This is a genomic window from Herbaspirillum sp. C7C2 (assembly GCF_022627865.1).
Taxonomy (GTDB): Bacteria; Pseudomonadota; Gammaproteobacteria; order Burkholderiales; family Burkholderiaceae_D; genus Herbaspirillum; species Herbaspirillum frisingense.
Genome location: NZ_JABXGI010000002.1, coordinates 139,352 through 152,647, shown reverse-complemented (window position 1 = coordinate 152,647; position 13,296 = coordinate 139,352). Strand labels below are relative to the sequence as shown.

General features: G+C 65.5%; 13 protein-coding genes. 8 read left to right on the top strand and 5 right to left on the bottom strand.

The window, feature by feature from the left end; translation table 11 throughout:
• Positions 1 to 14: 14 nt before the first annotated feature.
• From urtB to HWE04_RS04320, 7 genes are all read left to right on the top strand, one after another.
• Positions 15 to 932: an urea ABC transporter permease subunit UrtB gene (gene urtB / locus HWE04_RS04350; protein ID WP_006713022.1), complete on the top strand. Its 918-nt coding sequence runs from the start codon at positions 15 to 17 to the stop codon at positions 930 to 932.
• 43 nt (positions 933 to 975) lie between these two features.
• Positions 976 to 2,205 carry an urea ABC transporter permease subunit UrtC gene (gene urtC, locus HWE04_RS04345; protein WP_241811846.1) on the top strand — a complete coding sequence of 410 codons (1,230 nt, stop codon included), beginning with the start codon at positions 976 to 978 and terminating at the stop codon, positions 2,203 to 2,205.
• The gene (urtD, locus tag HWE04_RS04340; protein WP_006713018.1) at positions 2,202 to 2,969 is read left to right on the top strand and encodes an urea ABC transporter ATP-binding protein UrtD; all 768 of its coding nucleotides are present in this window, start codon (positions 2,202 to 2,204) and stop codon (positions 2,967 to 2,969) included. The genes urtC and urtD overlap by 4 nt, the downstream gene beginning before the upstream one ends.
• Positions 2,970 to 2,994: 25 nt before the next feature.
• On the top strand, positions 2,995 to 3,684 hold the full coding sequence (gene urtE / locus HWE04_RS04335) for an urea ABC transporter ATP-binding subunit UrtE (protein WP_198980812.1): 690 nt from the start codon (positions 2,995 to 2,997) through the stop codon (positions 3,682 to 3,684).
• A gap of 30 nt (positions 3,685 to 3,714) precedes the next feature.
• A complete protein-coding gene (locus HWE04_RS04330; protein ID WP_241811626.1) occupies positions 3,715 to 4,746 on the top strand; it encodes an aliphatic amidase in 1,032 nt (343 codons plus the stop codon).
• Positions 4,747 to 4,962: 216 nt separating this feature from the next.
• On the top strand, positions 4,963 to 6,141 hold the full coding sequence (fmdA, locus tag HWE04_RS04325; protein WP_006713014.1) for a formamidase: 1,179 nt from the start codon (positions 4,963 to 4,965) through the stop codon (positions 6,139 to 6,141).
• An 88-nt stretch (positions 6,142 to 6,229) separates the two neighbouring features.
• Positions 6,230 to 6,526 carry an FmdB family zinc ribbon protein gene (locus tag HWE04_RS04320; protein ID WP_241811625.1) on the top strand — a complete coding sequence of 99 codons (297 nt, stop codon included), beginning with the start codon at positions 6,230 to 6,232 and terminating at the stop codon, positions 6,524 to 6,526.
• Positions 6,527 to 6,555: 29 nt separating this feature from the next.
• On the opposite strand, the gene HWE04_RS04315 is transcribed toward HWE04_RS04320, so the two are convergent.
• Positions 6,556 to 6,792 carry a hypothetical protein gene (locus HWE04_RS04315; RefSeq protein WP_241811624.1) on the bottom strand — a complete coding sequence of 79 codons (237 nt, stop codon included), beginning with the start codon at positions 6,790 to 6,792 and terminating at the stop codon, positions 6,556 to 6,558.
• 10 nt (positions 6,793 to 6,802) lie between these two features.
• Positions 6,803 to 7,675: an HDOD domain-containing protein gene (locus HWE04_RS04310; RefSeq protein WP_241811623.1), complete on the bottom strand. Its 873-nt coding sequence runs from the start codon at positions 7,673 to 7,675 to the stop codon at positions 6,803 to 6,805.
• Positions 7,676 to 7,825: 150 nt separating this feature from the next.
• Here HWE04_RS04310 and HWE04_RS04305 point away from each other — a divergent pair, with 150 nt between their 5' ends.
• Complete coding sequence (locus HWE04_RS04305; RefSeq protein ID WP_241811622.1) at positions 7,826 to 10,357, top strand: DUF3141 domain-containing protein; 2,532 nt, start codon at positions 7,826 to 7,828, stop codon at positions 10,355 to 10,357.
• 24 nt (positions 10,358 to 10,381) lie between these two features.
• On the opposite strand, the gene phnX is transcribed toward HWE04_RS04305, so the two are convergent.
• From phnX to phnE, 3 genes are all read right to left on the bottom strand, one after another.
• The gene (gene phnX / locus HWE04_RS04300; protein ID WP_241811621.1) at positions 10,382 to 11,209 is read right to left on the bottom strand and encodes a phosphonoacetaldehyde hydrolase; all 828 of its coding nucleotides are present in this window, start codon (positions 11,207 to 11,209) and stop codon (positions 10,382 to 10,384) included.
• A 69-nt stretch (positions 11,210 to 11,278) separates the two neighbouring features.
• Positions 11,279 to 12,376, bottom strand: a complete 1,098-nt coding sequence (psrA, locus tag HWE04_RS04295; protein WP_241811620.1) for an iron-containing alcohol dehydrogenase PsrA — start codon at positions 12,374 to 12,376, stop codon at positions 11,279 to 11,281.
• 62 nt (positions 12,377 to 12,438) lie between these two features.
• Entirely contained in the window at positions 12,439 to 13,296 is an 858-nt protein-coding gene (phnE, locus tag HWE04_RS04290; protein WP_241811619.1) for a phosphonate ABC transporter, permease protein PhnE, read from the bottom strand.

The following is a 13,296-nucleotide window of genomic DNA, read 5'->3' as shown; positions in this document are numbered from 1 at the left end:
CATCGGGAGTCAACATGGTTTCTCTATCCGAATTCGGCGCCATCTTCGCCATGCAGGGCTTCAATGGCCTCTCGGTGTTCTGCGTCCTGTTGCTGATGGCGCTGGGCCTGGCCATCATCTTCGGGCAGATGGGCGTGATCAACATGGCCCACGGTGAATTCCTCACCATCGGTGCCTACATCACCTATCTGCTGTCGCATCTCACCACCACCTATGCGCCGGCCTTGCAGCCGATCTACTTCTTCGTGGCCATCGTGCTGTCCTTCGCGGTGGCCTATGGCGTGGGCTACCTGACCGAACTGCTGCTGATCAGCCGCCTCTACAAGCGCCCGCTCGATACGCTGCTGGCCACCTGGGGCCTGTCGCTGGCGATGCAGCAGACCTTCCGCTCCATCTTCGGCGCCAAGGAAGTCAGTGCCACCCTGCCGGACTGGCTGATGGGCTCCTTCAAGCCGACCGACGCCATCGACATTCCCATCAATGGCCTGTTCATGATGGGCATCACCGTGCTGCTGACGGGGGCCATCTTCGTGCTGCTGTTCCGTTCGCGCTGGGGCCTGCAGGTGCGCGCCACGATGCAGAACCGGGTCATGAGCGGGGCGGTCGGCATCAATACCCGCAAGGTTGATCGCACCACCTTTGCGCTCGGTTGCGGGGTGGCCGGCGTGGCCGGGGCGGCCTTCACCACCATCGGTTCCACCGGTCCCACCAGCGGTTCGCTGTACATCGTCGATACCTTCCTGGTGGTGGTCTTCGGCGGCGCGCAAAGCCTGATCGGCACCATCGCCTCGGCCTTCTCGATTGCCCAGACGCAGTCCACGGCGGAGTTCTTCCTGACCGGTTCCATGGCCAAGGTGCTCACGCTCTCGGCAGTGATCCTGATCCTGATGCTGCGTCCGCAGGGCCTGTTCTCGGCCAAGGTGCGCAAGTGATGGCCGGCTTCTCTTTCTCCAACAACCCGTGCGAGGTCCGATGATGCATGCAGCCTATGAAAAACTGTTGGGCGGGCGCTCCGGGGCGGTGGGCCTGCTGGTGATGGCGGTGCTGTTGCTGGTGGTGTTTCCGCTGACGCTGGACATGTTCCGCCTCAATCTTGTGGGCAAGTACCTGTCCTATGCCTTCGTGGCGGTGGGCCTGGTGCTGTGCTGGGGCTATGGCGGCATCCTGAGCCTCGGCCAGGGGGTGTTCTTCGGCCTGGGCGGCTATTGCATGGCCATGTTCCTGAAACTCGAAGCCTCCGACCCCATCAGCACCAAGATCCAGTCCACGCCGGGCATTCCCGACTTCATGGACTGGAACCAGATCACCGCCTTGCCGGCCATGTGGGAGCCCTTCCACAGCTTTACCTTCACCGTGCTGGCGGTGCTGCTGGTGCCGACCATCCTGGCCATGCTGATCGGCCTGGCCATGTTCAAGCGCCGGGTGGGGGATGTGTATTTCTCCATCGTCACGCAAGCCATCGCGGCCATCCTCTCCATCCTCATCATTGGCCAGCAGGGTCTCACTGGCGGCGTCAACGGCATCACCGACCTGAAGACCCTGATGGGCTGGGACATCCGTACCGACCATGCCAAGCTGGTGCTGTACTTCGTCAATGCCGCCTTGCTGTTCGGCTGCATCCTGTTCGGCCGCTATGTGCTGGGCTCCAAGCTGGGGCGCCTGCTGGTGGCCATGCGCGACAAGGAGGAGCGGGTGCGCTTCTCGGGCTATGACGTGGCCAGCTTCAAGGTCTTCGTGTTCTGCGCGGCGGCCATGTTCTCGGCCATCGGCGGGGCCATGTTCACGCTGCAGGTGGGCTTCATGTCGCCCTCCTTCGTGGGCATCGTACCGTCCATCGAGATGGTGATCTATGCCGCTGTCGGTGGTCGCATGTCGCTGCTGGGCGCGGTGTACGGCACGCTGCTGGTGAACTTCGGCAAGACCTATTTTTCCGAGACCTTCCCCGAGCTGTGGCTGTTCCTGATGGGCGGCCTCTTCATCGCGGTGGTGATGTACTTCCCCAATGGCTTGGCCGGTCTCTGGCAGACCCAGGGCAAGCGGCTGATGGCGCGGCTGCGGGGCGAGCCCAAGCCGGCGGCGGTGGCACCAACTGTCGCCCCCGCTGCGGCCCCGACTGTCACGAATGTCGCGACGACCCGTCCATCCACCCCTGAACCCAAGCGCGACGGCATCGAGCCCGGCGCCACCCTGGAGGCCAGCAAATGAGCGAGAACCCCATCGGTTTCGAATCGGATGCCCATCCGGTCCTGGCCATCGAAGATTTGACGGTGTCCTTCGACGGTTTCAAGGCAGTGGACGGCCTCAATCTCTACGTGCAGCGCAACGAGGTGCGCGTGGTGATCGGCCCCAACGGTGCCGGCAAGACCACCGTGCTGGACCTGATCTGCGGCAAGACCCGCGCCACCTCCGGCAGCATCAAGTTCAACAGCCATGAGCTGACGAAGATGAGCGAGCACGCCATCGTGCGGGCGGGGGTGGGGCGCAAGTTCCAGACGCCGTCCATCTACGAAAACCTCAGCGTCTTCGAGAACCTGGAAATGTCCTTCCCGCGTGGCCGCAAGGTGTTCGGCGCGCTGACCTTCCAGCGCTCGCCGGACGTGGTGGCGCGGGTGGAGGCGGTGGCCGCCGAGATCTTCCTCGACCAGCAGCTGCACACCCAGGCCGACCTGCTCTCGCACGGGCAGAAGCAGTGGCTGGAGATCGGCATGCTGCTGATGCAGGAGCCCGAACTGCTGATGCTGGACGAGCCGGTGGCCGGCATGAGCGTGTCCGAGCGCGAAAAGACCGCCGAACTGCTGGGCCGCATCAGCCAGGGCCGTTCGGTGGTGGTGATCGAGCACGACATGGATTTCGTCAAGAGCATCGCCCACAAGGTGACCGTGCTGCACCAGGGAAAAATCCTGGCCGAGGGCAGCATGGAGAAGGTGCAATCCGATCCCAAGGTGATCGATGTCTATCTCGGTCACTGAACGCCTACCCAACCCGGAGCCTGCCATGTTCAAAGTCTCGCAACTCGCCTCCGGCTACGGCCAGAGCAAGGTCATCCACGACGTCGACCTGTCGGTGGCCAAGGAAGAAATCGTCGCCGTCATGGGCCGCAACGGCATGGGCAAGACCACGCTGTTCAAGACCCTGATGGGCATCCTGCCGCTGCGCGGCGGCAGCATCAGCATCGACGGCGTCGAACTGGGCGCCCTGGAAAGCCACCAGCGTGTGGAGCGCGGCGTGGCCTATGTGCCGCAGGGGCGGATGATCTTTTCGCACATGACGGTGCTGGAAAACATCCAGACCGGCCTGCCGGCTTCGGCTAAGGGCAAGGTGCCGGACGAGCTGTATTCGCTCTTCCCGGTGCTCTACGACATGCGCACCCGCAAGGGCGGCAACCTCTCCGGCGGCCAGCAGCAGCAACTGGCCATTGCGCGGGCGCTGGCCACCAATCCCCGGGTGCTGTTGCTGGATGAGCCGACCGAGGGCATCCAGCCTTCCATCATCAAGGACATCGCCAGGAGCTTGAAGGAAATCCGCAAGATTCGCGCGCTCACCATCGTGGTCTCGGAGCAGGTGTTGAGCTTCACGCTGGAGATTGCCGACCGTTTCCTGGTGATCGACAAGGGACGCTTCGTCTATGAAGACACGCGCGCCAATGTCGATGCGCCCACCATCAGCAAGTACCTGTCGGTCTGAATTCACCTGTTTGCGAGAAGGAGAAAGCCCATGAGACACGGAGACATTTCAAGCAGCAAGGATGCCGTCGGCGTGGCGGTGGTCAACTACAAGATGCCACGCCTGCATACGCGCGGCGAGGTGCTGGAAAACGCCAGGAAGATCGCCGCCATGCTGGTGGGCATGAAGCAGGGCCTGCCGGGGCTGGACCTGGTGGTGTTCCCGGAGTATTCCACCCACGGCATCATGTATGACCGCGACGAGATGTTCGAGACCGCCGCCACCATCCCGGGCGAGGAGACCGCCATCTTCTCGGAGGCCTGCCGCATCGCCGGTGTGTGGGGCGTGTTTTCGCTGACGGGTGAACGTCATGAAGAGCATCCGCGCAAGGTACCGTACAACACGCTCATCTTCATCAACGACCAGGGCGAGATCGTGCAGAAGTACCGCAAGATCATGCCCTGGACGCCCATCGAGGGCTGGTATCCGGGCGACACGACCTATGTCTGCGATGGTCCCAAGGGCTTGAAGGTGAGCCTGATCATCTGCGACGACGGCAACTATCCCGAAATCTGGCGCGACTGCGCCATGAAGGGCGCGGAACTGGTGGTGCGTTGCCAGGGCTACATGTACCCGGCCAAGGAACAGCAGATCATGGTCTCCAAGGCCATGGCCTGGATGAACAACCTCTATGTGGCGGTGGCCAATGCGGCCGGCTTCGACGGCGTGTATTCCTACTTCGGCCACTCGGCCATCGTTGGTTTCGACGGCCGCACGCTGGGCGAATGCGGCACCGAGGAAATGGGCATCCAGTATGCCGAGCTGTCCATCGGCGCCATCCGCGATGCGCGCCGCAACTGGCAATCGCAGAACCACCTCTACAAGCTGCTGCACCGGGGCTATACCGGCAAGATCAATTCGGGCGAATCACCGGCCGGCGTGGCCGAGTGCCCCTTCGATTTCTATCGCACCTGGGTCAATGACCCGCAGGCCGCCCGCGCCCAGGTCGAGGCGCTTACCCGCAACAGCGCCGGCACGCCTGAATGTCCGATGCCGGGGATTCCTACCGAACCAGCAGCTTGACAAGTCATTCGGGTTGGCAAGCTGATGTCCGTTCGGACTGAGTAGACCCGAAGGGTCGTATCGAAGCCTGTCCTGAGCTTGCCGAAGGGATGCAAATGCCGCTCGCCAACCGCTGGCGCGCCTTCGATACGCCGCGTTGCGGCTACTCAGGACGAACGGCAGCAGCAATGCACGCTGGCAACAAGTCACGAACCTATCCACCACCAAGGAGATCGCATGCAACACTTCAAGATCAAGCCCGGCGTCCCGCTGGCAGAGCAGCCTGAACTGGGCCACAACCGCTGGCACCCGGACCTGCCGTTCCTGGCCTCGGTCAAGCCCGGTGAATCCATCCTGATCGAGTCGCTGGACTTCCTGGATGCCCAGATCAAGGACACCGATGACGTCTCCGACGTCAAGAATGTCGACCTGACCCGCGCCCACCCGCTGACCGGTCCCTTCCACGTCGAAGGCGCCGAACCGGGTGACCTGCTGGTGATCGACCTGCTGGACATCAAGCCGGTGACGCCGGTCGGTTTTTCGGGCGTGTTCTCCAAGGAAAACGGCGGCGGCTTCCTGGCCGATTACTTCCCCGAGGCCGACAAGGCCATCTGGGACCTGAAGGGCCTGTACGCCACTTCGCGTCACATCCCGGGCGTGCGCATCGCCGGCCTGACCCACCCGGGCCTGATGGGCTGCCTGCCGTCGCATGAGCTGCTGGCCGAATGGAACCGCCGCGAGGCACCGCTGGCCGCCAAGGGCCTGGCCAAGCCGCCCGATCCGAGCACCGCCGTGCTGCGTGGCCTGACCGGCGCCAAGTTCGACGAGATGGCCAAGGTTGCTGCACGCACCGTGCCGCCGCGCGAGCATGGCGGCAATACCGATATCAAGGACCTGTCGGCCGGTACGCGCATCTTCTTCCCGGTGTATGTGAAGGGGGCCGGTTTCTCGATGGGTGACCTGCACTTTTCGCAGGGCGATGGCGAGATCGGCTTCTGTGGTGCCATCGAGATGGATGGCGTGAGCCACGTCGGCTTCGACCTCATCAAGGGTGGCATGGCGAAGTACAACATCACGTCGCCCATCTTCATGCCCAGCATCGTCAAGCCGCATTACGAGCAGTGGCTGACCTTCGAGGGCATCAGCGTGGAAAACGGCGTGAACTACTACCTCGACGCCACCGTGGCCTATCGCCAGGCCTGCCTCAAGGCCATCGACTACCTGACCCACTTCGGCTACACCGGCAGCCAGGCCTACATGCTGCTCACGGCTGCGCCGGTGGAAGGGCGCATCGGCGGCATCGTCGATATCCCCAACTGCGCCTGCACGGTGGCCCTGCCGACCTCGATCTTCGATCAGGACATCACGCCCAAAGGCATGTTGAACGACAAGTCCTATTGGGGGCGCAAGGGCTGACGCCTGAGGCTTCGTTGTGCGTAGTGTGTTCCCGGCCGGAGGTCTTTCCGGTCGGGTCTTTTCGGGTCGGGATTCTTCAGGAGGGGACATGCCCTTGTACGACATTCGTTGCAGCCATTGCGACGGCATCTTCGAACGACTGATTCCCCTGCAGGCCTTGCATGGCGACACCAGCTGTCCCTATTGCAATCAGCCGACGGCGGCCGCGCCCATGCTCACCGGTGGCCATGTGGGGCTGCAGGTCAGGTATCGCTGGCAACCGCGCAACGGCGCCGAACAACTGGCCGGTCAGGGGGCCACCGGCCCCGGTACCCATGCCGGGGCGGGACGCAGCAGCGTGCTGCACAACTGCAAGGGACATAGCTGCAGCATCTGTGCGACCTGATGTCGCTGCAGGCAGCGGCCCGAAGCGGGTCAGCCCAGCCAATGCGCCATCAGGATCAGCAGCGCTACCGTGGCCAGCAAGCCCAGCAGGGTGACCAGGTCGACGTCCTGCACCTGGTGGCGCCAGTGTTCGCCGCGCAGCGGCGTCAGGCGCGGGTAGCGGCCCAGCGTGACCAGCTTGAGCAGGCCGCAGCCGATGGCGTAGAAGACGGCATTGAAGGCCAGATGGCGTAGCAGGCCCAGCACCAGGCCGATGAAGGTTTCCATGGTGACGGCCTTATTCCAGCATGGCGTCCAGCCCGGCCGACAGCTCGCTGAAGGAGGGCATGGCACGCCCGGCCAGGTCGGGTGCATTTTTCACCAGCACCGGGCGCCATGCCGGGTCCACGCCCAGTTTTTTGGCCAGCGCAGCGGGATAGCTGGCCAGGGCCGTGGCGTCATCCAGCGCAAGCACCTCCACCCGGGCCGCCCAGGCACCCAGGTGGACCCAGGCGGCGGCGCGCTCCAGGCGACCTGCGGCCAGGGGATCGGGAATGCTGCGCAGGGCGGTGGTCATGGCGTCGGGGAAGTGCCAGAGGGTGGCCAGTTCGGCCGAGACATCGGCGTAGTGGAAGCCCCAGGCGGCTTTCTCCCGTTCGGCGCGGTCGGCGTCGAGCACATTGCATTGCTTGTCCAGGGGCGCCACCGCTGCTGCGGCCACAGCGTGCAGTTGCAACTGGCCGATGCCATGCATCATGGCGACCGTGAAGACGGCGTCGCCATTGTCTTCGCCGGCATGACCGGCGTGCATGGCCAGCCAGCGGGCGGCGACGGCGGTATAGAGGGTGTGCAGCCAGAACTGGTGCAGGTCCATGCCCCGCGTGTTCTTGAAGGCGGCCACCATGCCGTTGCCCAGCACCAGGTTGCGCACCATGATGAAACCCAGCATGCGCAGCGCGTCGTCGACGGTGCCGATGGTGCGCGAGGCGTGGAAGAAGGCCGAATTGGCCAGCCGCAGCACCTTGGCGGTGAGCGCCGGATCGGCGGCGATCTGCTGGGCGATGTCCTGAGCCGAGACGTCCTCGGCATTGAAACTGGCCATCAGTTGCTGCACCACCTTGGGAACGGTCGGCAACTTGCCGGGCTGGTCCACCAGGCTCTTGAGCTCCATGAGAATTCCTCCACGCAATGATTTTGTTGTGCCGGCTGGGCCAAAGCAGGGAAAAGCGGTTTTATTGTCTCAGAGATCGGACGATTTGCTTTCACCTTTCTCCGTATGATGGACTGGTTACCCCTCTGAACCCCCTCCGGGAGCGAGTCCATGGCAAGTCGCAAGAACGCTGGATCCCTTCACCCTGATGCCGCCGCCGGTACTGCAGCCAGTGCTTCAGCCGATACTGCAGCCGATACTGCAGCCGTGCCAGCCCTGGCCTGGGGCGATGTGCAGGCCTATGTGGAGGACTGCGTGCAGCGCAGTTTCCTCTTCCTCGATACCCTGCTGGATCGGGGCAATGATTACCTGGAACACCTGGAGCAGGGGACGCCGCCGCTGCTGAAGTTCGACCATACCCTGGTGCTGGACGGAAAAGACCTGCCGGCACCCTGCAACTACGCCTTGTTATTGCTGCAACCACCGCCGGAGCTGCCGGTCGATCCTGCAGCGCGGCCGGTGGTGGTGGTCGACCCCCGGGCCGGGCATGGCCCCGGGATTGGCGGTTTCAAGTTCGATTCCGAGGTGGGCATGGCGATGAAGGCCGGGCATCCGGTCTATTTCGTGACCTTCCGGCCGGAGCCGGAGGATGGCCAGACCCTGGTCACCGTGATGGAGGCCGAGGCGCGCTTCCTGGAAGAGGTGATCCGCCGTCATCCGCAATGTGCGGCCAAGCCGGTGGTGATCGGCAATTGCCAGGCCGGCTGGGCCATGATGACGCTGGACGCGGTGCGGCCGGAACTGTTTGGCCCGCTGATGATGGTGGGCGCGCCCGCTTCCTACTGGGCCGGCAGCTCCACCTTGAATCCCATGCGCTACAGCGGCGCCACGCTGGGCGGTACCTGGCTGGCTTCGCTGGCGGCCGATCTCGGGGCGGACCGCTTCGATGGCGCCAGCCTGGTGGAGAATTTCGAGAAGCTCAACCCGGCCAATACCTTCTGGAACAAGTATTACAACCTGTGGGCCGGGGTCGATCAGGAGGCGCCGCGCTTCCTGGAGTTCGAACGCTGGTGGGGTGGCTTCTTCCGCATGACCGGGGCCGAGATCGAGGCCATCACCGAGAACCTGTTCGTCGGCAACAAGCTGGCGCGGGGCGAGCTGGAGGTGCGCGGCAAGGCGGTGAACCTGCGCGACATCGTGGCGCCCATCGTGGTCTTCGCCTCCTGGGGCGACAACATCACGCCGCCGCCGCAGGCCCTGAACTGGATCATCGATACCTGGGGCGACGAGCGCGCCATCGCTGCTGCCGGGCGCACCATCATCTACGTGTTGCATGAGAGCGTGGGCCACCTGGGCATCTTCGTGGGGGGATCGGTGGCGCTGAAGGAACACGACCAGCTGGTGAGCTCGCTGGACGTGATCGAAAGCCTGCCACCGGGCCTGTACGAGATGAAGCTGGAGCGCAAGGATGGCCAGCAGGCGCAGCGCTGGGACGCGCTGGAGCCGGGCGACTATACCGTGCAATACCAGCACCGCACCATGGACGATTTGCGCCGGCTCAATCCCGAGGGGCGCGAGGAGGAATCCGTCTTCTCGACGGTGAGCCAGTGGTCGCAGATCAATGCGCAGTTCTACAAGACCTGGGTACGCCCCTGGGTGCGCATGACGGCCACCCGCGAAAGCGCCAATGCGTTGATGCGCCTGAACCCGCTGCGCATGCAGCGCCAACTGTTTTCGGATGCACACCCGGCGGCGTCGTTCATCCGCCAGCAGGCCGCGCAGGCGCGGGCCCGGCGGGTGCAGCTGGATGCCCAGCATCCGCTGAAGCGCTACGAGCAGCGCATGGCGCAGAAGATCACCGATGAACTCAATGCCTGGCGTGACCAGCGCGATGCGCGCACGGTACGCATGACGCGCCAGGTGTTCGGCCCCAACGGGTTGGGCGCCGTGTTGCCGCCACGCGAGGCCGATGCCGAGGTCGCCCAGCGCTGGGCGCAGGAAGAACTGGGACGTTATCGCAGCGCCGTCATCGGGGACATCGCCAATGGCGGCTTTGCCGAGGCGGTGTGCCGCATCGTCATCGCCGGGATGATCTCGGTGGGCGTGTTCGAGCGGCGCAGCCTGCGCCTGGCGCGCCTGCTGGCGCAGCTGCCGGGCATGCATGCCAGCGTGTCGCCCCAGACCAACTGGGTGCAACTGTTGAAGGAGCAGGCGCGCGTGACCGCCGTGGCGCCGGTGGAAGCCCTGAATGCCCTGCAGCAGATGCTGCCCGACCGCGCCAGCCGCGAACGGGCGCTGGCCTTGTCGGCGGCGGTGATGATGATCGAGCCGACGCTGGCCAACCCGCGCTCGGAAATCATCGAGCTGCTGATCGGCACGCTGGACGTCGATCCCGGCAAGGTGATCGCGCTGGCGCGCAAGCTGACCACGGCCATCGGTGAGGCCCGTGACGAGATCACGGTTGATGCCGATGCGGCCGATGCGGACGATGGGGGCGATCGTGCCACTGCATCATCACGCAAGGCCCCGGCGACGCCGCGCAAGAGCACCCGCAAGGCGCCCGCTGCAGTGGCCAAGCCTGTGAAGCCCGCCAAGGTGGTCAAGCCAGCCACCGCAGCGGCCAAGGCCGCTCCCGCCAAGCGCAGCGCGGCGCCGAAGAAGGCGGCCGCGACCAGCCCCCGGGCGCGCAAGCCGCGCAGCTGATCCGGGGGCCTCGGAGACTCGGCTTCAGGGACGTTCGCCGCTGGCCAGGCGGGCGCGGATGTGGGCCACCACCTCCGGCAGCGTCGCCACCGAATCGATCACATAGTGGGCGCCGGCTGCGCGCAGGCGCGCTTCGGCCTGTTGCTTCAGGTGCGTCACTTCGGACGGCGTCCGGGTGAGCAGTTCTGCCTGGGTAAGTCCCACTTCATTGCCCGACAGCGACACCCCCACGCTCCACATGCCGGCGCGCAGACCTTCCTCGATACCGGGTACGGTGTCGTCTACCTTGATGCAGCCGGCGACGTCATCGATCTTCAGCGCCAACATGTTGGCCAGCGCCATGTAGGGGCCGGGGCGGCCGCCGGCCTGCAGTTCGTCGCCGGCCACCACGTGGTCGGGGCGGATGCCCTGTTCGGCTGCCAGCGGCAGCAGCACGTCGAGCACCTGGCGCGGATAACCGGAGCAGGAGCCGATCTTGAGGCCCTGTCCACGCAGCCAGGCCAGCACCTGGGCCGCGCCCTCGATGGGTTGCGAATACTGGCCGACCTTGGCGATCTGCATGGGCATGAAGCGGGCATAGATGGCGTCGACATCGGCATCGCTGGCCGGGCGGCCGGCGTGGCGCTGCCATTGGGCGGCGATGTCGGCGTCGTCCAGCAGTACGCGGATGTGCTGCCACTTGGACAGGCCCATGGGGCCGCGTGCCTGTTGCAGGGTGATCTCGATGTCGAAGCTCTTGAAGGCGTCCACGAAGATCTGGGTCGGCGCCAGGGAGCCGAAATCGACCAGCGTGCCGGCCCAGTCGAAGATGACGGCTTGCAGGTTGCGGCCGGGCTGCGGGGTGGTGTGCATGAATATTCTCCTTGTCGGATGGCGATGTGCAGTGTTGGGTGGGCTGTCTTGTCGATCGGGGCGTGCCGGTCAGGGGGCTGCAGCGATGAAGTTGCGACCACGTGGGCCTTGCAGGGCCTGCTGCAGGGCGGCGTCCCAGCGCTCGCCTTCACCCAGGCCATAGCGGGCCGGGTCGGTGGACACGCCCAGCGCTTCCAGGAAGGCGGTGAGCCGGGCCACGGCCTGGTGGGCGTCGCTGGCGTCGAAGATGTCCAGCAGCAGCGCATCCACGGACGCATCGCGGCCCAGCGCCAGGCGCAGGATGTGCGGCAGCGAGAACGAGCAGGCGATGCCGTGGACCACCCCTTGCCGCAGCGTGATGTCATAGGACAGCGAGTGCGCCAGGGCGGTGCGGGTATTGGAAAAGGCCAGGCCGGCCTGTAGCGCCGCCACTGCCATCTGCTCGCGCAGGGCCAGTGCGTCGGGCTGACGCATGAGGGCCGGCAATGTGGCGAGGATGCTGCGCGCGGCACTGGCGGCCAGGGTCGAGGAGACCGGGTTGCGGTGGCGGTTCCAGATCGCCTCCAGGGCGTGCGACAGCGCGTCCAGGGCGCTGGCCAGGGTGGCGGCCGGGGGCAGGCTGCGCATCAGTTCGGCATCGATGAGGGCGGCTTCGGGCCAGGTCCAGGGACGATGCAGGGAATACTTGTGACCGCCTGCCGCATCCCACAGGGTGGCCCAGGGCGTGACTTCGCTGCCGGTGCCGGCGGTGGTGGGAATGGCGATGAGCGTCTTGATGCGGGCGGGGTCGGGCTGGAAGGCGCTGTCCTGGCGCAGATGGGTGAGCAGTTCCTCGAAGCGGCCCGAGGGTGTGGGCGCCAGCATGGCCTTGGCACAGTCGATGACGCTGCCGCCGCCCAGCGCGATCAGGCAGGGGACGTCGGGGTGCTGCTGCCAGAGGCGCTCGTGCATCGCGCCCAGCCAGGCGACGTCGGGATTGGGCTGCACGTTGTTTTCGATGGCCACCAGCTGCGGCCCGAGCAGGGCGGCGATGGCCTGCTCCAGGCCCAGCGCGGCGGCCTCGGGAAAGGTGATCAGGATGGCGCGCCGGCCGGCCAGCAGGTGCGGCAGGGTGGCGAGGCTGCCGGCGCCGGCGTGGATGGCGACCGGGTTATGGAAATTCCACATGAGTCTGTTCTCGGGGTTTTCGGGTTTCGCGATGTTGAATGGGCGAGCTCAGTGCTCGTTGCTCAATGCGTGCTGCCATCCTGGATCAGGCGCCGCAGGTGGCTGGAGAGCGCATCGGCGGCCACCACCATCAGGGTCACCACGACGATGCAGGTGGCGGTGTCCTGGTATTTGAACAACTTGAGGCTGTTGACCAGTTCGAAGCCGAGGCCGCCGGCTCCGACCATGCCCAGCACGGTGGCCTGGCGCAGGTTGACCTCGAAGCGGTAGAGCACGGTGGCGATCCAGGCCGTGGCCACCTGCGGCAGTACGCCGAAGAGGATCACCTGCAGCGGCCTGGCGCCGGTGGCGCGCAGTGCTTCCAGCGGACCCTGGTCGATTTCCTCGATGCTTTCGGCGAAGAACTTGCCGACCATACCCACGCCGTGTACGGCCAGTGCCAGCACGCCAGGGAAGGGCCCCAGCCCCACCGCCGAGACGAACACCAGCGCCAGGATCAGTTCATTGATGCTGCGGGTGACGTTGAGGCCCTGGCGCACCAGGGCGTGCAGGGTGCGGTTGGGGTTGAGATTGCGTGCCGCCAGCAGGGCCACCGGTACGGCGCCGAGCACGCCCAGCAGCGTTCCCCACAGCGCGATCTGCAGGGTCTCGATGGCCGGGGCCAGCAGTGCTGGCAGCAAGGACCAGTTGGGCGGGAAGGAGCGGGCCAGGAAGTCGCCGATCTGCGGCAGGCCATTGGCCAGTTCGCTCCACGACAGTTGCGTGCCCTGGGCACTCCAGCCGAGCAGCCAGGCGATCAGCGCCACCAGGGCGGCGTAGCCCAGCCAGGCGCGCAGCGTCTGCGGCCGGGGGCCGGTCCAGAGATAGCCGGGGGCGGTCGACGAAGGGGCGGCAGAGGGAGAGGAGGAGGGACTGTTCAT